Raw genomic sequence first — 25,397 nt, 5'->3', positions numbered from 1 at the left:
AAAAAAAATTATGAATAATTCTTTTAACAATCGTTTATTTCAGTTTGTGCTGACCCTGTTTGCAGTTTTTTACTGGCTAGGGGCACATGCTGATGGGTCAAAGGATCTGTATCCTGATGGTGCATCGGGGTATCGTGCGTTTTTGCGAGCGTATACCACGCCTACAAACAACTGGCCCTTTGCCAATCAAGGTGTACATTATGTGTATGCCCGACCCGGCGAGATTATTACACTGGCATCCAGTGCTCAGAATCAGAATTCTGGTCGGATCAGGCTGTACAGTCCAAGCGGCACCGAAGTCGTCAATAATGACACCGATGGCCGCATTCTCAATCGTACGCAAGAAACTGCCGGCCCCCAGCTGGTTGGCGGATCTGTTGCAGATCGGTATACGCCTATTTACTATAACGTAACCCAAGAGGGGATTTACCGTGTCGAGTTTGTCTCTAGGTCAACCTCCTCTGATTCCGCGCCGACCACGGTCAATGCAAATGGTTCCTGGTCACAGCCCAATAGTGTCTTTATAGCGGCATGGGATGTCTCAGTGATCAATACGGCAGGTACGGGATTTGTCGCTGGTCGTGTATACACGAATGTGCTGAACCTAAACAACGGATCGAATAGCCCTGATTCGAATGGGTTTTATGGTGTCGTACATGTATTGACCAAGGATGGTTATATATACCGTGTTAATAATAATGGCAACAACGGTCTATACTTTACGTTCTTTGTCAACAATAAGGGAGTCGTCGACCCGGTTACGCAGGAGGCGACCTATAAAAGTTATAATTCGTCAAACGCAACTAACTTGGCCACTCGGGTACACAATCCAAATAATCAGGATGTGACAGCCAATAACCACGTTACCCACAAAATGTTTTATACCGATCCTGATCCCGGAATGCCGACAACGGCATCTATCGATATGACGGGGGGATTGACCTGGTTAAGGACAGTGCCGCAGACTCCTACAGTGACTGGGGTACAGCTCGTCGGTATGGACGGGACACCTTCGCAGGTGGGCAATAAAGGGGGATATGTGCGCTTCAATGCAAATGTGGCAAGTTCCTATTCGATCGTTATCGAGAGCACAGGTTCGCCGTCGTTCCCGACCAGAACTATTACAGGATCTGCTGCTGCTGGATTAAATGAAGTATACTGGGACGGTAAGGATGGTGCTACTACGCCTATGCCATTACCTGCAGGTAGTGTCCCGGCAAAAGTTATCGTACAATTGCAAGGTGCTGAAGTACATTTCCCATATATTGATATGGAATACAATCGGCTTGGGACGATTATCGAGTTGACAAATGGCCCTGACGGACCAGCTGCGCCGGATCGGTATAATGTCTATTGGGATGACACTACCATCCCTACAGGGACTGCGTTTGTGGGATCTGCTCCTTCACCTGTAAACAACAGTCATTTGCCACCAGCTAATAGTACAGGTGTCAATAGTACGACAAACGGACATATTTGGGGTGTTGGGGGATCAGGAAGTACCGGAAATCACTTTGGAAATGAAAGAACTATAGATACCTGGACATTCATCCGAAGCCAAGCTGTTGAGTTCAATACGACCTTGGCTGTGAAGGAAGCCGATTTACAGATACCAAGTATCACGCCGAGTACAACGACGGTCCTATCGGGAGGCCCATTGACCTATACAGTAACGGTGTTTAACGATGGCCCAAGTGATGTGACGGGTGCTCCTTTCACATTTACTGTACCCGCCGAGTTTGACCCGACCGGTTTTACACCGACATTTAATGGCAATTCTTGTGGTACACAGGCTACTGCTGTGACATACAATCCTGCAACAAGAACCTTCTCTTCGGTGCTTGATCTGCCGGACGGTTGTACGGTGACCTATACCTTTACCGGTACGGTGACAGCAGTGCCCCCTGGTGGTAATCTGCTCGTGGAGGCCACTATTTTGCGACCAAATGACGTGACAGATCCGGATGCGACCAATCAGAGTGATCCAAACGATCCGCTCACGTACGTACCACCCACCGATCCGTATTTTGAATGTTCGGACAATGGTTTGGGCACACCTTGTAATAATATACTGACAAATAATGTTGTTGCTGTGGCTTCAGCCCCTCAGGCTGACCTGCGTATTACAAAAGTAAGAGCAGGCGGTGCGACCACGTATGCACCGGGTAGTACAGTGACCTATATCGTGACCGTATATAATGACGGTCCTGACGATGTCACAGGTGCTACAGTAGCCGATTTGCTTCCTGCCGGTACCAATGGTACATGGACTGCCACATTTAACAATGCGACAGGCAATGCATCCGGTACAGGACACATCAATAATGAAACAGTGAATATCCAAAGTGGAGGCAACATTGTCTATACGGTCAATGTCGTGGTACCGTCCAACTATACGGGCGACCTCATCAATACCGCTACGGTGACACCTCCTCCTGGTATCGAAGATCCCGATGAGGACAACAATAAATCTACGGTAACCAATCCGCCGGCACCTTTGGCCAACCTGTCTGTCGTAAAAGACAACGGTCAGACCCAATATACGCCGGGTACTACAGTGACCTACACCATTACCGTGGCCAATGCAGGCCCTTCCGACGCGTCGGCTGTGACGGTGACGGATCTTCTTCCTGCCGGTATCACCGAAGCAACGTGGACAGCCAACTATCTTGGCGGAGCAGGAGCAGGAGGTGCGGCCACTTCCGGTACGGCTAATGCGACACACATCATCAATGAGACAGTGAGCATTCCTAACGGGGGTAGTATCGTCTATACCGTCAATGTCGTGGTGCCGTCTAACTTCACAGGCAATCTGCGCAATATAGCACGGGTTGATCTTCCTGCACCTGATCCGGCTGATCCGAGCATACCTACGGATCCTACACCGGGTGACAACGAAGACTTCGACGAAGATACGCCGGCTCCTGTAGCTGACCTTTCTGTCGTCAAGACCGACAATGCTGCGACTTATACGCCGGGTAGTACAGTGACCTATACAGTCACAGTGACCAACAATGGCCCTTCGGATGTTACCGGTGCAAGGGTAGAAGATACTTTCCCCGGTAGCCTGCAAGGTACTTGGACCGTGGCTTTGAACGGTGGTGCCTCGGGGGCCGCACCGAATACTACAGGTGCCACAGGTATCGACCAATTGGTCAATATCCCTAATGGAGGCAGTATCGTCTACACGGTCAATATTGCTGTACCGTCCGATTATATAGGCCATCTGGTCAATACGGCTACGATCGGTGTTCCTCCTGGAGTAACTGATCCGAATCCGGGCAACAATACATCTACGGATGACAATACACCGGCACCGAAAGCGGATCTGTCTGTGGTAAAAACAGGTCCGGCTACATATACCGCGGGTGAGACTGTAGTCTACACCGTGACAGTCCGTAACAACGGTCCGTCTAATGTGACAGGTGCTACGGTACAGGATATCCTTCCTGCCGGTACCACTGGTACATGGACGGCTGTCTATGGTGCGGGAGTATCGGGTGGTGCATATACTACTACGCCTATCAGCGGCCATATCAATGAGACCGTCGATATCCCTAACGGTGCGACCATCACGTACACCGTGACGGTCAATGTACCATCCAACCATACAGGCGCGGTAGCCAATACGGCTACGGTAGCGGTGCCCCTGGGTACGATCGATGAGGTTCCGGGCAACAATACGTCCACGAGCACCAACGATCCGGCTCCGGCAGCGGATTTGGTAGTCGTCAAGACCGATGGATCGGCCACCTACAGCCCGGGTACTACTGTTGTCTACACGGTGACTGTGACCAACAATGGTCCTTCCGATGCGGTAGGCTATACAGTGACGGACAATCTTCCTGCCGGTACCACAGGCTTCTGGACTGCTGCTTTCAATGGCAATGCGACAGGTGCGCTTTTGGGTACAGGCAGTATCAGCCAGACGGTGAACATTGCCAATGGTGCAAGCATCGTCTATACGGTTCACGTCGTCGTGCCGTCTAATTTTACAGGACAGCTGATCAATACAGCTACGGTAACGCCTCCGGGCACTCCTGGAGATCCGGGCTATCCGACTGATCCGAATCCGGGCAATGAAACCTCTACGGATATCGACGATCCGGCTCCAAAGGCCGACCTGTCTGTCGTCAAGACAAACAATTCGGCAACCTATACACCGGGTACTACGGTGAGATATACCGTGACCGTCCGTAATAACGGGCCTTCCGATGTGGCAGGTGTTGCGGTAGTGGACAACTTCCCTACCGGTACGACAGGTACCTGGACTGTTGTTCAGAACGATGGTGCCTCGGGTGCTACGTCGAATGCGACAGCGGCAACAGGTATCAGCCAGACAGTGAATCTTCCTAACGGAAGCAGCATCGTCTACACGGTAGATATAGATGTACCGTCCGACTTTACCGGACAGCTGATCAATACAGCTACGGTAACGCCTCCGGGCACTCCTGGGGATCCGGGCTATCCGGAAGATCCGAATCCGGGCGACGAAACCTCTACGGATATCGACGATCCGGCTTCGGTAGCTGACTTGGGAGTAGCGAAAACCAATGGTGCCACCACATATACACCGGGTAGTACAGTGACCTATACAGTCATAGTGACCAACAACGGTCCTTCCGATGTGGTAGGCGCGGTCATCACGGACAACCTGCCTGCCGGTACCACCGGTACATGGACAGTCACATCTTCTACAGATGCTTCCGCTGTCGCCGGTACCACCGGTACAGGCCATATCAACGAGACGGTCGACATCAAGGATGGAGGTAGCATTGTCTACACCGTCAATGTCGTGGTACCGTCTGATTATACAGGCGATCTGGTCAATACCGCGAGGGCTACTGTGCCTCCGGGTACAACCGATCCTGATCCGGACAACGATAAATCTACGGATATCGACGAACCGGCTCCGGTCGCCAACCTCTCTATTGAAAAAGACAACAACCAGACACAGTATACGCCGGGTACTACCGTGACCTACACGATTACAGTAGCCAATGCCGGCCCTGCTGACGCGTCGGGTGTCCGCGTGACGGATCTTCTTCCTGCAGGTATCACCGAGGCAAGCTGGACAGCCAGCTATATCGGTGGAGCTTCGGGTACAGCTTCCGGCGCGGCTAATGCGACGCACATTATCAACCAGCTGGTCGATCTTCCAAACGGAAGCAGTGTCGTCTACATGGTCAATGTCGAAGTGCCGTCCAGCTTTACAGGCAATCTGCGCAATGCGGCAAGGGTCGATCTTCCTCCTCCGGGACCGGGTATCCCTACGGATCCTACACCGGGCGACAATGAAGATTTCGATGAGGATCCTCCGGCTTCGGTAGCAGACCTGTCTATTGTCAAGACGGATAATTCAGCCACCTATACACCGGGCATGCCGGTAATATACACCATTACGGTGACCAACAACGGGCCTTCCGATGTGACAGGTGCTGTGGTAGAGGATACTTTCCCTGCTGGTACGACAGGTACCTGGACGGTGACCCTCAATGATGGTGCCACAGGTGCTACGCCGGGTGCGGTGGCAGCGACGGGCTTCAGCCAGACAGTCAATATCCCTAACGGTGGCAGCATCGTCTACGAAGTCACCGTGGATGTACCGTCCGGATTTACAGGCAACCTGACGAACACGGCTACGGTCGGCGTTCCTCCGGGTACGACTGACCCGAATCCCGGTAACAATACATCGACAGATGACAATCCACCGGCTTCAAAAGCCGATCTGTGGATCACCAAAAATGCCAACGATGCTACCTATACACCGGGTACGACAGCGACCTACACGGTAAGGGTAGGTAACAATGGTCCTTCCGATGTGACAGGCGCTACCGTACAGGATATCCTTCCTGCCGGTACCGGTAATGGTACATGGGAAGTCACAGCTGTCAGTGATCCTGCAGACGTATCTGTTGCGGTCGGTACGACCGGATCCGGCCATGTTAACCAACAGGTAGACATTGACAATGGCGGTTGGATTGAGTACACCGTCAATGTCGAGGTACCGTCCGATTATACAGGCGAGCTGGTCAATACCGCTACGGTGACTCCTCCTCCGGGATTGGAAGATCCTCAATTAGACAACAATACGTCTACGACCGGCAACCCGCCGAATGCGGTAGCAGACCTGTCTCTTGTAAAAGTAAGCGAATCTGATACCTATACACCGGGTGAGACGGTAATATATACCATTACGGTGACCAACAACGGTCCTTCCGATGTGATAGGTGCTACCGTAACGGACAACTTGCCTACGGGTACCACAGGCCACTGGACCGCGTCCATGAACGGTGGTGCTACAGGCGCGCTTTCGGGTGCGGGCGACATCAGCCAGACAGTCAACATGCCTGGCGGAAGCAGCATCGTCTATACGGTGACAGTCAATGTACCGTCCGGCTTTACAGGCGACTTGACCAATGCGGCCGGTGTTGGCGTTCCTCCGGGAGTGACTGATCCGAACCCGGGCAACAATAACGATGACGATACAGACGGTCCTGCACCTAAAGCTGATCTGTCTGTCGTCAAGACCGACAATGCGGCCAACTTTACACCGGGTACTGCTGTGGTCTACACCGTGACGGTGACCAACAACGGGCCTTCCGATGTGACAGGTGCTACAGTGACGGATGTGCTTCCTGCCGGTACGACCGGTGGATGGGAAGTGACCGCTTCTACGAATGCTTCGGCAACTGTCGGTACCAATGGTATGGGCAACCTAAGTCAGACGGTAAACATCCAAAATGGAGGTAGTATCGTCTATACGGTAACGGTCGATGTACCGTCCGACTTTGCGGGTAACCTGGTCAATACGGCCAGAGCTGATGTTCCTCCGGGTACGACAGATCCTGATCCGGACAACAATACATCTACGGATGAGAATGAACCTGCTTTGGTAGCCGATCTGGCACTTACGAAAGCAGTGAGCAACGCAAACCCGAAAGTGGGTGACATCGTGACCTTTACCTTGACCGTGACAAACAACGGTCCGAGTGATGCGCCTGATGTAGTGGTAACCGACCACTTGCCAAGCGGTTATACTTTTGTCTCGGCCAGCTCGGCAGATTACAGCGAGGCGACAGGCTTATGGACAGTGGGGACACTGGCCAACGGGGCGAATGCACAATTGACTATACAGGCACGTGTACGCGGTGCTGGAGACTACCGCAATATCGCGACAGCCAGCAGCCCTGCACATGATCCTCATCCAGGTGACAATACCGACAATGCGAAAGGATCCGTCATCCAGGCCAACAACGACCATCTTGGATCGGTCAACGGCCATGAGGGCGGCACCACGTTCGGTAGCGTGCTGGACAATGACTTGCTGAACGGTGCAGGCATTACAAGAAATGCGGCAGGTGAGCCGGTCGAAGTAGAATTGCATGTGGGCACGGTGACTACACCTCCTGCCTCCGGTACGATCACGATGAACCCTGACGGTACGATCACAGTCGATCCGGGTACGACAGAAGGTACGTACGAGATACCGTACGAGATCTGCGAGGTTGGCAATCCGACAAATTGTGATCAGGCTGTAGCCACGATCTTGGTGACCAAAGCCATCATCGATCCGGACGACGATTTCTATGACAACGTCGACGGTATCACAGGCGCCACAGTAGGCAATGTACTGGACAACGACAAGCTGAACGGTGTACAGGTCGATCCGGCCGATGTGACCATCACGGTGTTGGAACCGGCTACTTCCGTACCGGATGCAGTAAACGCGAACGTACCTGTGCTGCATGCTGACGGTACGATCACGATAGTTCCGAACACGCCTGCGGGCGAGTACAGGATCCGTTACCAGATCTGTGAGAATATCAACCCAACAACCAACTGCGACTGGGCTATAGCCCGTGTCAACGTGGTGATGCCTCAGATCGATGCGGTGAATGACAATATGGGACCGGTCAACGGTGTGACAGGTGGTTCTGCCGGCAATGTGCTGGACAACGACACCTTCAACGGTAATCCGGCGACAACAAGCAATGTGGCAATCACTGAAGTCAATCCGGCTATACCTGTCATAGACGCGCCAAGCGGCAACACCACTGTGCCGACGCTTGATCCGGCTACAGGTGAGGTTACAGTACCTCCGGGTACACCGGCGGGCGACTATCGCATAGATTACCGCATCTGTGATGTGATCAATCCGAAAAATTGTGACGACGCTACCGTGACGGTACGTGTCTTCAAGCCGGAGATCAAGGCAGAGGACGATAACTATATCACTCCGGACGTAGTGCCATGTGGCATAGGCCGTGCGGGTAGTGACAACATCGGCAATGTACTGAGCAACGACCGCTTCAACGGTGTGACCGGTGCAGGTATATTAGCATTAGCTGATATTTCTGTGGTACAGGCAGCAGTGGCCAACCACGATGCCGTGAATGCCAATGTTCCGGTACTCAATACGGCTACGGGTGTGGTATCTATCCCTGCCAATACACCGGCAGGTACGTATCAAATACGTTACCGTATCACGGACAAGCTGATGCCAACGAACTACTCGGAAGCAACAGTGACCGTGCGGATATGTAAAGCAGAGATCGACGCGGTCGATGATAAAGGTATTCCTACTGTCACCAGACCGGATTATGTATCGATCAACGGTTACGAAGGTGGTGCTGTGCCAAGCGTCATCACGAATGACCTGCTGAACGGTACGGCACTGACCACCGCCAACATCGGTACAGGTATCGATCAAGTGACCTTGACCCCTGACATGGACGGGCCATATCCGGGCAAGCTGACGTTCAACGCGGACGGTACTATTACCGTAGCGCCACAGACCGAAGCAGGCGAATACAGATGGTGGTACACGGTCTGTGAAAACCTCAACCCGCACAACTGTGACCGTGCTGTAGCGACTATCGTCGTACATGCGGCACCGATCGACGCGGTGGACGACAATTTCCCGATCACTATCGGACGTACCGGTTCTACAACACCGAGTGTGCTTGACAATGACCTGCTGAACAATGATCCGATCATCCGTGATGAGATCATACTGACGCCGGGTACACCAAGTCATCTGGGACTGACGATGAACGAGGACGGAACGATCAACGTACCGGCCGGAACTAAAGAGGGTACATATACCTATCCGTACACGATATGTGAGGTGCTCAACCCATCCAACTGCGACGATGCGGTAGCGACGATCGTGGTGACGGCACCGGATCTGGAAATCCCGAATACCTTTACACCGAACGGTGATGGTAAGAACGACGCTTTCGAGATCGTCGGATGGGAAGCGTATGACCGTATCGAACTGGTGGTGTTCAACCGTTGGGGCAACGAAGTGTACCGCAATATAGACTACGCCAACAACTGGACAGGCGCCGGGCTGAACGACGGTACCTACTATTACATGGTCAAACTGATCAAGGGCAATACAACGGATATCCGTAAAGGTTGGGTGTTGATTAAGAGGCGTTGATGATAAGTAGTCAGTGGACAGTGGTCAGTAGTCAGTTACTGATCACTGACCACTGATCACTTCAATCTGTGAAATCCTCATAATCTGTGTAATCATAATAAAAAAGACATGAAAAAGAGATTTAAATATTTAACCCTTGGACTACTGCTGCTGTCGGGTACAGCAGGTCACGCGCAGCAGAACATCCAGTTTACGCAGTACATCTTCAATTCGATGAGCGTAAACCCTGCCTATGCGGGCTACAAGGGGGAGTGGTTCGGACAGCTGGGCCTGCGGAGCCAGTGGACAGGCTGGGGCGGTGGACCGAAGACGGGAGCGATCTCGATCGACGGTGTGCTTGATCCGGATATGCAGCGCCACGGCGTAGGCCTGCAGGTGACGGCCGATGGACTTGGCGCACAGTCCGCTACGGCAGCCTTTGCCAACTACGCGCTGCGCCTTCCCGTAGACCGTTCGGGCGAGCACCGTCTGAGCCTGGGCATTGCCGGTGGCGTGACCCAGTACAAGGTCGACCAGAACAAGATAACGACCATAGACCCGAATGACCCTGCTGCTATCGGTGGCACTACCCTAAAACCCGACATCCGCTTGGGTATCTACTACAGCAATGCAAAATGGTATGCCGGCGTAGCTGCACATGACCTTTTTGCAGGAGCCAACAGCACGGATGACTATGTGCTGGACCAGGACGAGATCGTGGAGAGCATCCGCCGCAACACGCACGGCTATTTTATTGCCGGAGCACTATTCCAGCTGGACAGGGGACTGCTGCTGCGTCCGAGTGTGCTAGTCAAGGATGACTTTAAAGGGCCTACTGCACTGGACCTAAGCGCGATGTTCATCTTCAACGAGAAGTTCTGGATAGGTCCGAGCTTCCGTACACGTAGCCGTATCTTCGACCGTGACTACTCGGACTATTCAGTAGACAGGCTGAGCTCCGAGAACTCGATCAGCGGTATCGCGCAGTTCTTCATCACGCCAAAGTTCCGTATCGGGTATTCGTACGACCACATGATGAACCGTATGTCCAGCAGGGCTGGAGGTACGCACGAGGTGACGCTTGGGATTACATTCGGACAATTGGGCAGACAGATATTAAGCCCGCGGTACTTTTAATAATGGTTAATGATTAGTGGTTAATGGTTAATTGAGAATTGACAGTGGACAATTGAGAATGGACAATGTTTAGAATTACGAATTACGAATTATGGACTTTCATATCCCAATACGCTATACGCACTACGCAAATCTCAATACGCAATACGCACTACTCAATACTAAAACAAAGACAATGAACAGAACATTTAAATACATTATTTCGGGCTGTCTGGCGGGCAGTTTCCTGCTGGGGACGGCTTCTGCCCAGGAACAGCCGAGCCGGGGCCGTCAGGCGGAGCAGCTCTACCACAGCATGGAATATGCCCGTGCGGCGGCGGCCTACGAGAAGCTGGTGGATGTGCGGAAGCCCCGCACCTCCGATATGGAGCGCCTGGCGGAAAGCTATCTTTATCTGAACCAATACGAGTTGGCGGAAAACTGGTACGCACGTATCGTACGTCAGCCGGACGCGAGCAAGGATGCCCACCTCAACTACGCGGAGGCACTGAAGCAGCGTGGTAAATATGCTGCTGCTAAGGAACAGTACCAGCAGTACGCCTCGCGCTACGGTGAGAGCGATGCGGTCACCCGTGCCATCCGCGGTGCGGACTCGGCGCAGGTGTGGATGAAGAACCCGACGTACCACAGGCTGCGCAACCAGAGCGATGTGAACACGGAGCGGGCCGATTTCAGTTATTTCCCTACAGGAGCAGGCACAGGCCTGTACGTGACCGAGCCGCACCGTATCCTGGGTAGCAAGAGCGGAATGACCGGAGAGTCGTACCTGCGTGTGTACTCAGTAGAGGAAGGGGAGAACGGTACGTTGGGCAATCCGAATGCGATCTTCGGCGAACCAAACGATGGCAGGTACCATATCGGCCCTGTCGCAGTGGATGCGGCAGGAGAGAAGTATTACGTGACGCGTACCTATCCGGGCAAGACAGATGCCGAGCGTTTCCGGGCCTTTGGGCAGAAGTGGCGCAAGCAGAACCTTGAGCTCCTTATCTACAGTAAGGAGGGAGATAGCTGGAAAGTAGAGAATTTCTCTTACAACAACGCAAAGGAATACTCCCTGGGCCATGCGGCACTGAGCGAAGACGGCAAAGTGCTTTACTTTGCCTCGGACATGCCGGGTGGCAAGGGCGGTGTAGACATCTGGTATAGTGAATTGCAAGGCGATGGCAGCTGGGGATCCCCGCAGAATGCCGGCGATGCGATCAATACCGATGCAGACGAGATGTTCCCTGGTGTGGATGGAGGGACACTGTACTTCTCAAGCAACGGACATATCGGCATGGGGGGCTTGGATATTTTCAAGACCACCGGCCAGAAAGCCTCTTTCACAAAACCCGTCAATCTGGGCTATCCGTTGAACTCGGCTTCTGACGACTTCGCTTATGTGGTGTCACACAGGGGAGACAACGGCAGCTATACGGGTTATCTGTCGTCCAACCGCAGCGGTGGAGCAGGATCGGATGATATCTATTCGTTTGGCTATAGCAAGCCCTGTGCAAAGATATTGGTCAAGACCATTGTGCGCGACAAGAAGACCGGCGAGCTATTGCCTTATGCCAATGTGACACTTTTCGGTGCTAACAACGAGGTGATCTCCAGAGGTATCGCCAACGACAAGGCCGAGATCAGCTTTACGGTAGACTGCAACACGGATTACCGTGTGCTGGGCGAGAAGGAAAAGTACCACGAAGATACGAAGCCATTGTCGGCGGTCAATCCGACACGGGATACCACGCTACAGGTAGCACTGAACTTGCAACCGGCGTTCAAGGTGGGTGATAAGTTTGTGTTGGAGGACATCTACTACGACTTTGACAAGCATTTCATCCGCAAGGATGCTGCTGAGATCTTAGATCGTCTGGTAGCGACAATGCGTGACAACCCTACTTTGAAGATTCAGCTGTCGAGCCACACGGACAGTCGTGGTACGCATAAGTACAACGAAGGTCTTTCGCAGAGACGTGCGCAAGCTGCAGTTGACTATCTGGTCAGCCGCGGTATAGCACGTGACCGTATGGTGGCCAAAGGCTACGGTGAGACCAGGCTGACGAACAGGTGTGCCGACGGGGTATCGTGTACAGCAGCGGAGCATCAAGCCAACCGGCGTACAGAAGTGGAAGTGCTGGAATTCTAGAAGAAAAGACGAGGGTGTCTCAAAAAAGCAGCAGCTATTGTTGTTTTGTCATTCCGACGATAGGAGGAATCTATCTCCAAAGGTATTCAAAACTGTTTTAGATCCTTCCTGTCGTCAGGATGACAGACTTTCGGGACATCCTCTTTACAAAAATATTTAAGATCAATCCGTCCGGATTATTCATAGGTAGATGAAGTTAGGTGTTACCTCCCGGTAACGCCTTCTTTTTTCTTACGGAACGATAGTTGCATGAGTTACAAATATCGAGATAGACACCCTGAAAAAATCAAGAAACAAGTGGTAGAGAGTATTCTCTCGGGGGTACTGCTGTTGGAAGAAGCTATGTCGAAATACAAAATTCTCTCAAAGAGAACTGTGATTCGTTGGTTAAAGCAACATCATCAAGAAAATGGGGAAAGGCGTATAACCTAAAGCAGACTATGTTAATTAGACAGAAATACCGTCTCTCCGGCAATGAATGTTCTTAGTACTTTTGTTTGGCGGATATCCTTCACAGGAATCTTCATGATATCCTTATCCAGAACGACAAAATCTGCATCCTTTCCTTTTTCTATAGAGCCTCGCTTTTTTTCCTGGAAACAAGCATATGCTGCCCAGATCGTCATTCCACGTAGAGCTTCTTCACGGCTGAGCGCATTTTCGATTTGAAAGCCACCTTTGGGTAATCCATCTTTGTCCACACGTGCCACAGCGGCATGAAAGCCGTATAAGGGGTTGATATGCTCTACCGGAAAATCACTGCCCAAAGCTACTTTTCCGGATGTGTTTAAAAGTCTTTTGTATGCATATGCATATTTTATTCGATCAGGGCCTAGCCTTTCCTCTGCCCAATACATATCCGAAGTGGCATGAATGGGTTGAATAGAAGGAATAACGTTGAACATATGGAATTTTTCAAAATCAGCAGAGTCCACCACTTGTGCATGTTCTATCCGCCATCTCTTGTTATTGTTTTCCCCAAGGTATTTTCCATAGAGATCCAGAATAATACGGTTTGTCGAATCGCCAATAGCATGCGTACTGACTTGGAAACCCGTATTGGCCAGTTTTCTAAAACTGCTTTCTAGTTCCTCTATGCTGTGAAGCAAAAAACCTTTGGTAGGACTATCTTCGTAAAAATCCAATAGACAAGCTCCTCTAGATCCTAATGCACCATCAGCTAGGAACTTGATAGAACGAATTGTCAGTCTATCCGACTGGAATATACCGTCACGAATGTGTCTATCGATGTGCTTGGGATCAGCAACTATCATGGCGAAATTTCTGATTTTTAAGGAGTCCCGCGCATAGAATTTTTGTAACATATCCAGTTGATTGCGATCCAGTCCTGCATCTACAATAGATGTCAGTCCGACTGACAACAAAGAATCCTGGGCTTGACGAAGATAAAGGAGCAGTTCGCTGTCGATAGGTTCGGGAACAAAAGGGCTGACTAATGACATAGCATTGTCTATAAGAAGTCCATCCAGACGGCCTGTACTGTCTGTCGATAGCAGACCTCCTTCGAGGTGGTGGGTACTGTCTATCCGGGCAAGGTGTAAGGCTTTGGAATTGACCAATGCAGCGTGGTAGTCAATGCGGTATAAATAAACAGGTATTTCGGGAAAATATTTATCCAGGCTATCCTTGGTAGGAAGTTCGGGATTCTCCCATAGGTTTTGATCCCACCCACCACCGACGATCCATTTTTTTGTGGGATTGCTTCGATGATAAGCTTGAAGCCTTTCGATGATCTCGGACATGGATCGACTACCTTTTAGGTCGGCTTGCTGCAAAAGATCAGCATACAGGAAGGAATGCGCATGGGTGTCATAGAAACCCGGAAAGACAGCCTTTTGCTCCGCGTCGATAATTTCCTTGGCATGGTATCGGTTTAGGATGTCTTTGCTGCTCCCTATATCGATAAATATGCCGTTTTTTACGGCAAATGCTTCGATGACAGTAAAGGCCGAATCTACGGTATAGATTTTTGCATTGTGTACGATCAGATCGACCTCCGTATTGGTCGTACATCTGGCAAATATGGCCAAGAGAAGTATACTAAGTATTCGGTGCATGTGTTTTTATAATTTCAGCTGTCGTAAATTTACGGATAAAATTAATAGACTTCCGAAGTTTCAAAAACTTCGGAAGTCTTTTTTATTTTTACCTTTTTACTGTTTACTTTTGATCATGCTTAGCAACAGAGAACTTTTCCTGCGCAATACCGCCCAAACATCCGATAGTCCGAGATTGATCGAAATCGTCAAAGCTGAAGGGACTTATTTATACGGTCCCGAAGGTCAAAAATACCTGGATCTGGTTTCCGGTTTCAATGTCAGCAACATTGGCCATCGCCATCCAAAGGTTGTGGAGGCTATCCGAGAGCAACTGGACAAATATCTGCATGTAACGGTATATGGTGAGTTTGTGCAGGCTCCGCAGGTACAGTTTGCCACGGCATTATTAGAAAAATTACCTCCATCTTTTGGATCGGTGTACTTGACCAATTCGGGTGCCGAAGCGGTAGAAGGAGCCATGAAAGTAGCTAAGAAGTATACCGGAAGAAGGCAGATTATTGGTGTGACGAAAGCCTATCACGGAAGTACGCAAGGTGCTTTAAGCTTGATCGGTAATCCGGAATACCATAAAGCATATGCCCCCCTCTTGCCGGAAGTGGGTTTTATTGATTTCAACAATAAGGCCTATCTGGCTTCGATCACAACAGAGACCGCCGCAGTGATCGTCGAAACGGTACAAGGAGAAGCAGGTGTCCGTGTGCCGGACAAAAGCTATATGCAGGCATTACGTGCGCGATGTACAGAGACGGGAACGTTATTAATTTTTGATGAGATACAAACGGGGTTTGGACGTACGGGGCGTATGTTTGCTTTTGAGCATTTTGATGTGGTGCCCGATATCTTATTATTGGCCAAAGGTATAGGTGGTGGAATGCCTTTAGGGGCTTTTGTCGCTCCCAAGGAGATTATGGATGTCATTAAAACCAATCCCATGTTGGGACATATCACAACGTTTGGTGGTCATCCTGTTTCATGTGCGGCAGCATTGGCATCCCTTCGGGTTATTGAGGACGAAAAACTATTGGATCAAGTGGCCGACAAGGCGGAGTTTTTTCGTCAGGAACTCAGGCACCCTAAAATAAAAGAAATACGTGGGCTAGGGCTGATGATGTGTATACAAGTAGAAAGTTTTGATCAAGTGTACCGTGTCAGTAAATACTGTGCGGAACATGGGGTTATGATCGATTGGTATCTGCACTGCGAAACAGCTTTGCGTATTGCACCCCCCCTGACCATTTCTATGGAGGAGATCAAGGCTGCCTGTCAGATTATCCGTGCCGCTTTGGATCAGATGACAATGGAGAGTTGAGAGTTGATAGTAGGCAGTGATCAGTGGACAGTTGTCAGTAACCCCGCACCTCGACCCCCGCACCTCGTACTCACTGTACTAATTTATTCGCACAGGTCGTACTTGCAAAGGACTCGGGTTTGGCTTTGAAACAAAATCCCATACCTAAGATATAGCCCATAGCATCTTTTAATGCCACATTGGATTCAAAAGTAGGATTTGTATTGATGTCTGCATGCACTTCGAGATCGATGTCGTATTGTTCCAGAAGTGGGCAGAGGTGGTAGGCTGTGTCGATGGATTTTTGAACTTCCAGAAGCATGCGCTCCTTGATGCTCATGTTATGGTTTTTACGGTCTTTGTGGATAAACATAAATCCACCTTTGTGTTGTCGGAGAAAGACGATGACGGTAGCGAATTCGACCATTCCACGTTTGACCTGGGAGTCAGTGCCGATGAAAACTTTGAGGGAATTTCCTTGCTTCCGTTCTCTAAGAATTGCAGCCTCAACAGCATCCATGATGGGTAAACGGAGATATTCTCCATTGTATTTTTGCCATTCCATAGTTGATTTGATTTTTGGTTGAATTTAATGTTATGTTGTTCATTTTGTGTTAATTTCGTTTTAAATTATCAGTGGTCAGTTTCAGTTATAAGTATTGACCACTTACCACTGTCTACTTACCACTGCCTACTGATCACTATTTCACTCTTTACTTCCGTACGCTAGATCACCTGCATCTCCCAGTCCAGGCACAATGAAAGACTTGCTCGTCAGCTCATTGTCCACATCTCCTGTCCATATATGAGCTTGCGGGATAAATGCTTTGACGTGTTGAAGGCCTTCCTCTGTGGCGATAATGGAAGCAATATGCAATTCTTTGATGTTGTACTCGCTCAATATCTCTTTGCAGGTCAGCACCAGACTTTTTCCCGTGGCGATCAGTGGATCCATGATAATGACCGTTTTTTCGTCTAATGAGGGGATAGTACTGTATTTTTTGTGGATTTCAAATTCTCCGCTCTTTTTTGTATGCCTAAAGGCTGCTGTAAAGCCACTATCGGCCCGATCAAACACATTTAAAAATCCTTGGTGGAAAGGTAATCCCGAACGGATGATGGTCACTAACACGGGTTGTTCTTCCAGTATGTTCATGGGAGCTATGCCCAACGGCGTCTCAATGTCTTTGTTGTGAAAGCCTAAGGTTTTACTGATTTCGTACGCCATCATTTCGCCTACTCTTTCCAGATTTCTGCGAAATCTCATTCGGTCGCGTTGAATATTCGTGTCGCGCAATTCGGCAATAAAATCATTCACTACAGAATTCTGCTTGGAGAGTATGGTAATCATTTTGTCCCTGTTTTTAGTTGTCCCCTCTAATTTACTAAAAAATGTGGGCTTTTTGCAATAAGCCTATATAAAATCATTATCTTTAGTATATTAGCTATAACCGATATGTCTGATAAATTCCAACAAAAATACCGTATACCATCCGCAAGAGCATCTTGGTGGGATTATTCGCAAGAAGGGACATATTTTGTCACGATATGTACAAAAAACAGGATACCATATTTTGGGGAGATCATAGATGGTGTTGTAAAATTATCGAAGATAGGAGAGGTTGTTAAGAATGAATGGTTAAAGACAGCTGAATTACGCCCGGATATGGACCTGTTTTTAGATGAATGGGTTATTATGCCGAACCATTTTCATGCAATAATCGTCATCGGCGAAAACCCATACAACGAATGTAATGTAGAGACGCAATGCATTGCGTCTCTACGAAACGACAATAAACCGATTAACAAATTTGGTCCGCAATCAAAAAATCTCGGAGCTATTATTTCGTGGATTCAAATCTACTGTTTCTAGATCCGCCCGTTTGATTAATGCCGATTTTGGATGGCAATCCCGATACCATGACCGGATCATTCGTGACCAACCCGAACACGAAAGAATTGTGTCTTATATTCTTAACAATCCTGAAAATTGGTTACAAGACGGATTGTTTATTGATTGTTAAAGCTGTCCAAAAAACACTAACTTTATCTTTTTGGAGATAGCGCACATGAAATTTGATTTAACATCTGAGTACAGCCCAACGGGGGATCAGCCGCAAGCGATAAAAGAATTGGTAGAAGGTATAAAACGAGGTGACCCGTATCAGACACTTTTGGGTGTAACGGGTTCGGGTAAGACTTTTACCATTGCAAATGTCGTCCAGCAGACACAAAAACCCACATTGATATTGAGTCACAATAAGACCTTAGCAGCCCAATTGTACGGCGAGTTCAAACAGTTCTTTCCCCGTAATGCGGTCAATTATTTTGTGTCCTACTACGATTATTACCAACCGGAAGCTTTTATTGCCTCGTCGAATACTTATATTGAGAAAGATCTGCAGATCAATGATGAGATTGAAAAGTTGCGGTTAGCTACCACTTCGTCACTGATGTCAGGACGTCGGGATGTGATCGTCGTATCCTCAGTGTCGTGTATTTATGGTATGGGAAATCCGGAAGATTTTTCCCGATCTATTTTTCGTTTTGGTGTGGGCACAGTCATTTCGCGCAATGCTTTCTTGCATAAACTCGTCGAGATTTTGTATGCGAGGACGACAACGGATTTTAAAAGAGGTACATTTCGTGTCAAAGGAGATACTGTAGATATCTATCCGGCGTATCTGGACAATGCTTATCGTGTTTCCTTTTTTGGAGATGAAATAGACGAACTCAGTGAAATCGATCCAATCAGTGGTAAGACAATCGTGCGGCATGAAACATTGTCTCTTTTTCCGGCCAATCTCTTTGTCACACCAAAGGAAAAGTTTACACAATCGATTTGGGCAATACAGGAAGAACTCGTACAGCGGAAGTCTCAATTGGAAGATGAAGGGAAACTTCTGGAAGCCAAGCGACTGGAAGAAAGGGTTAACTATGATCTGGAAATGATGCGCGAATTGGGGTATTGCTCAGGTATAGAGAATTATTCCCGTTTTTTCGATGGCCGTAGCCCGGGGATGCGTCCTTTCTGTTTATTGGATTATTTTCCGGACGACTATTTGCTTGTCATTGACGAGAGTCATGTGACGTTGCCACAGTTGCGGGCGATGTATGGCGGAGATAGATCCCGGAAGATATCGCTTGTCGAACATGGCTTTCGCTTGCCAGCGGCATTGGACAATAGGCCGTTGAATTTTCCCGAATTTGAATCGTTGACCAATCAAACTATATACGTGTCGGCAACACCGGGTGACTATGAACTGCAACAAACCGAAGGTGTCGTGGTCGAACAGGTCATTCGCCCGACAGGGTTGTTGGATCCGGTCATTGAGGTTCGTCCCGCGATCAATCAAGTGGATGACTTTTTGGAAGAAGTGGAGAATACGATCAAAAGTGGAGGCAGGGTACTCGCAACGACATTGACTAAACGTATGGCTGAAGAGTTGACCAAATACATGAGCCGTCTGAACATCAAAGTGAGGTACATCCATTCGGAAGTGAAAACATTGGAACGTGTGGAAATTCTACGGGGTTTACGCTTAGGTGAATTTGATGTATTGGTAGGTGTTAACCTGTTGCGGGAGGGGTTGGACCTACCGGAAGTTACGTTGGTAGCAATTCTGGATGCGGACAAGGAAGGGTTCCTACGCTCGGAGCGTTCGCTGATCCAAACTATAGGACGGGCTGCACGTAATGACAAAGGGCGGGTCATCATGTATGCCGATAAAATGACGGATAGTATGCGTGTGACTATCGATGAAACGAACCGGAGACGGGATAAACAGATCGCCTACAATGAAAAATATGGCATCACTCCACGGACAGTAGGCAAGACACGGGAAGAGATCATGGAACAGACAGCGGTGGCAGACTACAAATCGGGCGAAGCCAAAATGTATGTGGAACCTGATCCGACCACATCTATCGCAGCAGATCCATTGATCGAGTACATGGGCGAAAAAGAATTGAAAAAGGCTATTGAAACTGTTCGGAAGCGTATGGAAAAAGCCGCTAAAGAAATGGATTTCTTAGAGGCAGCCAAACTTCGGGACGAAATGTTTGCCTTGGAAAACACGTATAAAGATCGTTTCGAGGATTGAGAGGGGACAAATGACAATGGACAGATGATAGATGACAGTGGGAGATAGTTTTTTACTTATTTGCCAAATTACTTCAAAATTCATACTTTTAAGCCTAAACCTTTCAAAATGAGTAATAGAAGAGTATTTTTAAAGCAATCCGCTCTTTCGGTTGGAGCCACATTGATAGGGAGTTCTTTGCTAAGAGCAGAAGACCTTTCTTCTAAAAATTCCAAAATAACCATCAATTCAAACGATATTATTTTATTTCAAGGCGATTCTATTACAGATGCCGGCAGAAAGAAGGATACTTCGACACCTAATGATATTGCCGCGATGGGTAGGGGGTATGCGATGATCGCTGCTAGCGTACTGTTGAATAAATATGCCGATAAAAACCTTCAAATTTATAATAGAGGGATAAGCGGACATAAGGTACCTCAGCTGGACGACAGATGGCAAGCAGATTGTTTGGATATCAAGCCCAATATTCTGAGTATCCTCATCGGGGTCAATGACTATTGGCACAAACGCAATGGGAAGTATGAAGGAACCGCAAAGATCTATGGGGATCAATATAGAAAATTACTGGACAAAACACTGACGGCGTTGCCACAGGTAAAGTTGATTATCGGTGAACCATTTGCGGTCAAGAATGTCAAACACGTAGACGATAGCTGGTTTCCAGAGTTTGCGGAATACCAAAAGGTAGCTAGGGACATAGCTAAAGAATACAAGGCTTTATTCATTCCTTACCAATCTATCTTTGATGCGGCTGAAAAGAGAAATTCGGGGGCATACTGGACTACGGATGGTGTACATACAAGTCTGGCCGGAGCCAATCTCATGGCAGAGAGTTGGTTGGAATGTGTGAAGTAGAGGGCTTAAGAACTTTTCCAAAGTTCCAAACTTTGGAAAAGTTAATGCACAAGCAGTTCCGGCAATTCTGCCACGTCTACATCACCATTATCAGCAATGCTTAGGAATTTGACAGGAATGATCTCGTTGACCAGCAATGGATCGTAAAGTGTACGGACCTTGACATAGTTTTTGGAAAACCCATGCATATAACCATCCTTGACATCACTTTCAAACAGGACTTCGCCTATTTGTCCTAGGTTTTGCTCATAAAAAGCACGACGTTTTTTCTCCGAAAGAATATGTAACATCTTACTACGGTCAGATCGTTGTGCGCCCGGAATAGCACCCTCCATCTGAGCTGCAATGGTATTTTCCCTTTCCGAATAGGTAAATACATGGAGATAGGAAATGTCCATCTCGTTGAGAAAATTGTAGGTGTCGATAAAATCTTCACGGGTTTCGCCCGGAAAACCAACGATGACATCTACACCTATACAGCAATTGGGCATTAAAGATTTGATTTTTGCTACCCGTTCGGCATATAGCTCTCTTTTGTAGCGGCGACGCATCTTGGCCAATACATTGTTATTGCCGGATTGCAAAGGCATGTGGAAATGTGGCACAAAGCGTTTTGATCTGGCTACAAATTCGATGATCTCATTGGACAATAGATTAGGCTCGATGGAAGATATACGGATACGGTCGATCCCCTGCACTTCATCGAGTGCTTTGACCAGATCGATAAACTTGTCCTGCCGTTTGCCGTCACGGATACCAAAGTCGCCGATATTGACACCTGTCAGTACGATCTCCTTGACTCCCGATGCAGCTATTTCTTCGGCTTGTTGTACAATATCTTCGATCTTGCCGGAACGGCTGGCTCCTCTTGCCAGAGGAATAGTACAGAATGTGCAGGAATAGTCACAACCATCCTGTACTTTTAAAAATGTACGTGTACGGTCTCCTATGGAAAATGCCGGTACGAACTGATTGGTTTCGGCGATGGGAGCATTACGGACAATAGCTTTTTCCTGTTTAGTCAGATCATTGATATGTTCGATGATGTTGAATTTCTCCGCCGCTCCCAATACCATATCTACACCCGGTATCTCTGCAATTTCCTGGGGCTTCAATTGCGCATAGCAACCCACGATCGTGATGTAGGCATTTGGTGAATACTTAAGGGCTTCTTTCACAACTTTACGGCATTTTTTGTCCGCATGGTCGGTAACCGAGCAGGTATTGATGACGTAAACATCCGCTTGCGAATGGAAAGGGGTAGTCTCATAGCCTGCATTCTTGAAAATACGGCCTATGGATGAAGTTTCCGAAAAATTCAACTTGCACCCCAATGTGTAAAATGCTACCTTTTTGTTCATACGATTTGCAAAGGTAAGGATTTTTTTAGTTATCAGTTATCAATAGTCTCATACTAGCGCATCTTCATTTTTGTATATATACATGTTGCCAAGTACAACATACATTGAGGCAAACACAGTGTACATGTCGGCAATGTATATGAACAATGCGATGAAGTACACGTACTTGTTCTACATGTATGTGTACATAATAACCAAGTATATGTACATGCTGTCATTGTACATGTAGTTCGCCGCTATGTACACGTACAATGCGCTCATGTACGGGTACATGGTCAACAAGTATATGTACATTGTAGGCAAATACATGTACACGGTCAACAAGTACTGATACATCATCAATATGTACGGTGATATCGTCCACATGTATAGGAACAATGAGGCGGTGTATGTGTACAACATGACGATGTATATGTACATTTTCAGGATGTTCTGTACTTTCCTAACTCTCGAAGGGCAGACAGTTATTGTTAAAGTGAGATTTATGGGCAGGTATATCATCCATGTTCTGAATTGTTGAAAAAATATGACCGCTCCATGATGCAAAAACCCTTATCTTCGTAGGGTTGTAAACAATTGGGAAAATCAAATCATGAAACAGTATTTGGACTTGCTGCGGCACGTGTACACAAACGGAACGGAAAAGACAGATCGTACGGGAACAGGAACCCGGAGCGTGTTTGGCTATCAGATGCGTTTTGATCTGAAAGAGGGATTCCCCTTGGTTACAACCAAAAAATTGCATTTGCGTTCGATCATCCATGAGTTGATCTGGTTTTTAAAGGGAGAAACCAATATCCAATACCTCAAGGAAAATGGTGTCAGTATCTGGGATGAATGGGCGGATGAAAACGGCAATCTGGGGCCGGTGTATGGTTCACAGTGGCGCTCGTGGCCCACACCGGACGGTAGACATATCGACCAGATCACGCAGGTCATCCACCAATTAAAAAATACACCCGACTCCCGTCGTATCATTGTGTCGGCTTGGAATGTGGGAGAAATAGAAAAGATGGCTTTGCCTCCCTGCCACGCTTTCTTTCAGTTTTATGTGTCACCTGCTCAACCGGAAAAAGGTCTCCTAAAACCACAGCTTTCCTGTCAATTGTATCAGCGTAGCGCCGATATTTTTCTAGGGGTACCTTTCAATATTGCTTCGTATGCCCTGTTGACCCTGATGGTGGCCCAGGTGTGTGATATGGAAGCGGCAGAATTTGTTCATACATTTGGCGATGCACATATATACAGCAATCACTTTGAGCAAACAGAACTACAGTTGTCCCGTGATCCCAAACCTCTTCCGACAATGAAAATCAACCCCAATGTGAAGAATATTTTTGATTTCAAGTTTGAAGATTTTGAATTGTTGGATTATGAATATCATCCGCATATCAAAGCACCGGTAGCTGTTTAAGTGGTCAGTAATCAGTGGTCAGTGATAAGTATGTGTGTAATCGTTAAATCTATGTAATCATCTTAAAATCTGTGAAATCATTTACAACAATAACATTGATCGTAGCGGCGGCTGAAAATAACGCCATAGGTAAGGACAATCAAATGCCATGGCACTTGCCCAATGATTTTAAATATTTTAAAAGAAGCACCTTGGGACACTCGGTTATCATGGGCAGAAAGACTTTTGAATCTATTGGCAGACCATTGCCCGATCGCAGGAATATTATCCTGACACGTGATCAAAACTATATCAACCCAGATATAGATGTAGCTAATAGTATAGATGAGGTGTTGACGTATTGTCGCGACGAACGGGAAATCTTCATTATCGGTGGTGCAAATATCTACAAGCAAACGCTGGCTTTGGCACACCGTGTGTTATTGACCAGAGTGCATACCGTGGTGGATGGCGATGCCTTCTTTCCCGAACTTCCCCCCACCGAATGGGAACTTACAGGTAGTGAGCATCACCAAAAGGACGAGAAGCATGCCTTTGACTATACCTTTGAGGTGTGGGAGCGGAAATAGTTTTTTAACCCTTGATCAAAGTGAAATTGATAAGTATGGTATTTAAGGAATACCTACATCATTTCTTTTTATATTTCTTCAGTTCTTTCTTGTTCATTTCCTGCATAATCATCGCATCGTCTAGAAATGCAGTGTAGGTGCTTTTATTGTCGAGTACAGACTTCTCACCGTTATTGACAGCAAATTGGGGTGTGATAAACGCTGTGCGATAATTTCTCTTCTCTCCGGTTGCGGTGTCAAGGTCGTTGGTTTTGATATAAAATAGTAGACAGCTTATTTTATAACTGTTTTCGCCGGCCTTTGCATTTAATCCCAATTCATCACCGGGGAAAACTGTTTGTCCGACTTTTACTTTCATGCTGTTTTTTTCCATACCGGCGTATCGCATGATCGTGCCGTCCTCGTGCTCGATATATACAGTGTTCCGTTCGGAGGTATAGACGAATTTCCCGAGGTCATCGGTGTCGTGTTCGTCTATGGTCTGGACGACCTCACCTTTGCGGCAAGCTGTTACGGCTTGTTGCTGTTTGGTGAGAAAATTGTATGATTTCCAATCCGGCGGAGTTTTTCTTCCGGTAGCCTTGGCAGCTAAGTATGTGGATTCTGTGACACGCACGGAAGTATGGGCTGCATAGGGAAGTGCATAGATAATGCTTTCGTTTACTTTAGGGTTGGGCTTGCCCCGGACATACCGGTAGGAATAGGAATAACGAATGGGTTCGCTGTCCCGAATAGGTTTTAGGGTCACGAGTTCACCCGTATGTCCTGTTGCCACGTATTCGTAAACGGACAGGCTGGAATTTGACAATTCCTTAAATTTTAAAAAAACGGTAAAAGAACCATTGTCTTTTTTTTCGTAAGAAATAGTGACAGAATTGTCTTTGTTTCTCTTTGAGGTCAGTTTTAGCAAGCGTTCTTGGGCATAAAGATGCGCAGAACAAGCCAAGCACAGTACAAGGCAAATCGATTTTAGACTTACAGACATAAGATTCATAATTTAAACGACATAAATATAACCTTTGTGGTGG

The 25,397-nt window shown here is 47.9% G+C and carries 15 protein-coding genes; 9 read left to right on the top strand and 6 right to left on the bottom strand.

Going from position 1 to position 25,397, the window contains the following annotated elements; genetic code table 11:
* The first annotated feature begins 10 nt into the window (after positions 1 to 10).
* The 3 genes from G5B00_RS00255 (at position 11) to G5B00_RS00245 (ending at position 12,695) form a co-directional block, all read left to right on the top strand.
* On the top strand, positions 11 to 9,448 hold the full coding sequence (locus tag G5B00_RS00255; protein WP_163871241.1) for a gliding motility-associated C-terminal domain-containing protein: 9,438 nt from the start codon (positions 11 to 13) through the stop codon (positions 9,446 to 9,448).
* Positions 9,449 to 9,556: 108 nt separating this feature from the next.
* Positions 9,557 to 10,564, top strand: coding sequence for a type IX secretion system membrane protein PorP/SprF (locus G5B00_RS00250; protein WP_163871240.1), 1,008 nt, complete (start codon positions 9,557 to 9,559; stop codon positions 10,562 to 10,564).
* Between the two features lie 340 nt (positions 10,565 to 10,904).
* Positions 10,905 to 12,695 (top strand): OmpA family protein, encoded by a 1,791-nt coding sequence (locus G5B00_RS00245; protein WP_317168821.1) that lies wholly within the window; start codon positions 10,905 to 10,907, stop codon positions 12,693 to 12,695.
* 443 nt (positions 12,696 to 13,138) lie between these two features.
* Here the strand turns inward: G5B00_RS00245 and G5B00_RS00240 are convergent, their stop codons facing one another.
* Positions 13,139 to 14,773, bottom strand: coding sequence for an amidohydrolase (locus G5B00_RS00240; RefSeq protein ID WP_163871238.1), 1,635 nt, complete (start codon positions 14,771 to 14,773; stop codon positions 13,139 to 13,141).
* 115 nt (positions 14,774 to 14,888) lie between these two features.
* Here G5B00_RS00240 and G5B00_RS00235 point away from each other — a divergent pair, with 115 nt between their 5' ends.
* Positions 14,889 to 16,085, top strand: a complete 1,197-nt coding sequence (locus G5B00_RS00235; protein WP_163871237.1) for an aspartate aminotransferase family protein — start codon at positions 14,889 to 14,891, stop codon at positions 16,083 to 16,085.
* Positions 16,086 to 16,155: 70 nt separating this feature from the next.
* On the opposite strand, the gene G5B00_RS00230 is transcribed toward G5B00_RS00235, so the two are convergent.
* Both G5B00_RS00230 and upp read right to left on the bottom strand, forming a co-directional pair.
* Positions 16,156 to 16,629 carry a ribonuclease H-like YkuK family protein gene (locus G5B00_RS00230; RefSeq protein ID WP_163871236.1) on the bottom strand — a complete coding sequence of 158 codons (474 nt, stop codon included), beginning with the start codon at positions 16,627 to 16,629 and terminating at the stop codon, positions 16,156 to 16,158.
* A gap of 141 nt (positions 16,630 to 16,770) precedes the next feature.
* On the bottom strand, positions 16,771 to 17,415 hold the full coding sequence (gene upp, locus G5B00_RS00225; RefSeq protein ID WP_163871235.1) for a uracil phosphoribosyltransferase: 645 nt from the start codon (positions 17,413 to 17,415) through the stop codon (positions 16,771 to 16,773).
* 105 nt (positions 17,416 to 17,520) lie between these two features.
* Here upp and G5B00_RS00220 point away from each other — a divergent pair, with 105 nt between their 5' ends.
* The 3 genes from G5B00_RS00220 (at position 17,521) to G5B00_RS00210 (ending at position 21,025) form a co-directional block, all read left to right on the top strand.
* Positions 17,521 to 17,937: a transposase gene (locus tag G5B00_RS00220; protein ID WP_205966230.1), complete on the top strand. Its 417-nt coding sequence runs from the start codon at positions 17,521 to 17,523 to the stop codon at positions 17,935 to 17,937.
* A 196-nt stretch (positions 17,938 to 18,133) separates the two neighbouring features.
* The gene (uvrB, locus tag G5B00_RS00215; RefSeq protein WP_163871234.1) at positions 18,134 to 20,167 is read left to right on the top strand and encodes an excinuclease ABC subunit UvrB; all 2,034 of its coding nucleotides are present in this window, start codon (positions 18,134 to 18,136) and stop codon (positions 20,165 to 20,167) included.
* 108 nt (positions 20,168 to 20,275) lie between these two features.
* Complete coding sequence (locus G5B00_RS00210; protein ID WP_163871233.1) at positions 20,276 to 21,025, top strand: SGNH/GDSL hydrolase family protein; 750 nt, start codon at positions 20,276 to 20,278, stop codon at positions 21,023 to 21,025.
* A gap of 41 nt (positions 21,026 to 21,066) precedes the next feature.
* Here G5B00_RS00210 and mtaB read toward each other — a convergent pair whose 3' ends face one another.
* Together mtaB and G5B00_RS00200 are read right to left on the bottom strand one after the other, a co-directional pair.
* Positions 21,067 to 22,386 (bottom strand): tRNA (N(6)-L-threonylcarbamoyladenosine(37)-C(2))-methylthiotransferase MtaB, encoded by a 1,320-nt coding sequence (gene mtaB, locus G5B00_RS00205; RefSeq protein WP_163871232.1) that lies wholly within the window; start codon positions 22,384 to 22,386, stop codon positions 21,067 to 21,069.
* A 214-nt stretch (positions 22,387 to 22,600) separates the two neighbouring features.
* Positions 22,601 to 22,750 (bottom strand): hypothetical protein, encoded by a 150-nt coding sequence (locus G5B00_RS00200; RefSeq protein WP_163871231.1) that lies wholly within the window; start codon positions 22,748 to 22,750, stop codon positions 22,601 to 22,603.
* Positions 22,751 to 22,978: 228 nt separating this feature from the next.
* On the opposite strand from G5B00_RS00200, the gene G5B00_RS00195 reads away from it, so the two are divergent.
* Both G5B00_RS00195 and folA read left to right on the top strand, forming a co-directional pair.
* Complete coding sequence (locus G5B00_RS00195) at positions 22,979 to 23,800, top strand: thymidylate synthase (protein WP_163871230.1); 822 nt, start codon at positions 22,979 to 22,981, stop codon at positions 23,798 to 23,800.
* Between the two features lie 71 nt (positions 23,801 to 23,871).
* Positions 23,872 to 24,369: a type 3 dihydrofolate reductase gene (folA, locus tag G5B00_RS00190; RefSeq protein ID WP_205966813.1), complete on the top strand. Its 498-nt coding sequence runs from the start codon at positions 23,872 to 23,874 to the stop codon at positions 24,367 to 24,369.
* A gap of 58 nt (positions 24,370 to 24,427) precedes the next feature.
* On the opposite strand, the gene G5B00_RS00185 is transcribed toward folA, so the two are convergent.
* Positions 24,428 to 25,354 carry a M23 family metallopeptidase gene (locus G5B00_RS00185; RefSeq protein ID WP_163871229.1) on the bottom strand — a complete coding sequence of 309 codons (927 nt, stop codon included), beginning with the start codon at positions 25,352 to 25,354 and terminating at the stop codon, positions 24,428 to 24,430.
* Positions 25,355 to 25,397: the final 43 nt, after the last annotated feature.

The sequence above is a fragment of the Parapedobacter sp. SGR-10 genome (assembly GCF_011030405.1).
Taxonomy (GTDB): domain Bacteria; phylum Bacteroidota; class Bacteroidia; order Sphingobacteriales; family Sphingobacteriaceae; genus Sphingobacterium.
This window is presented reverse-complemented; position numbering and strand designations above follow the sequence as displayed.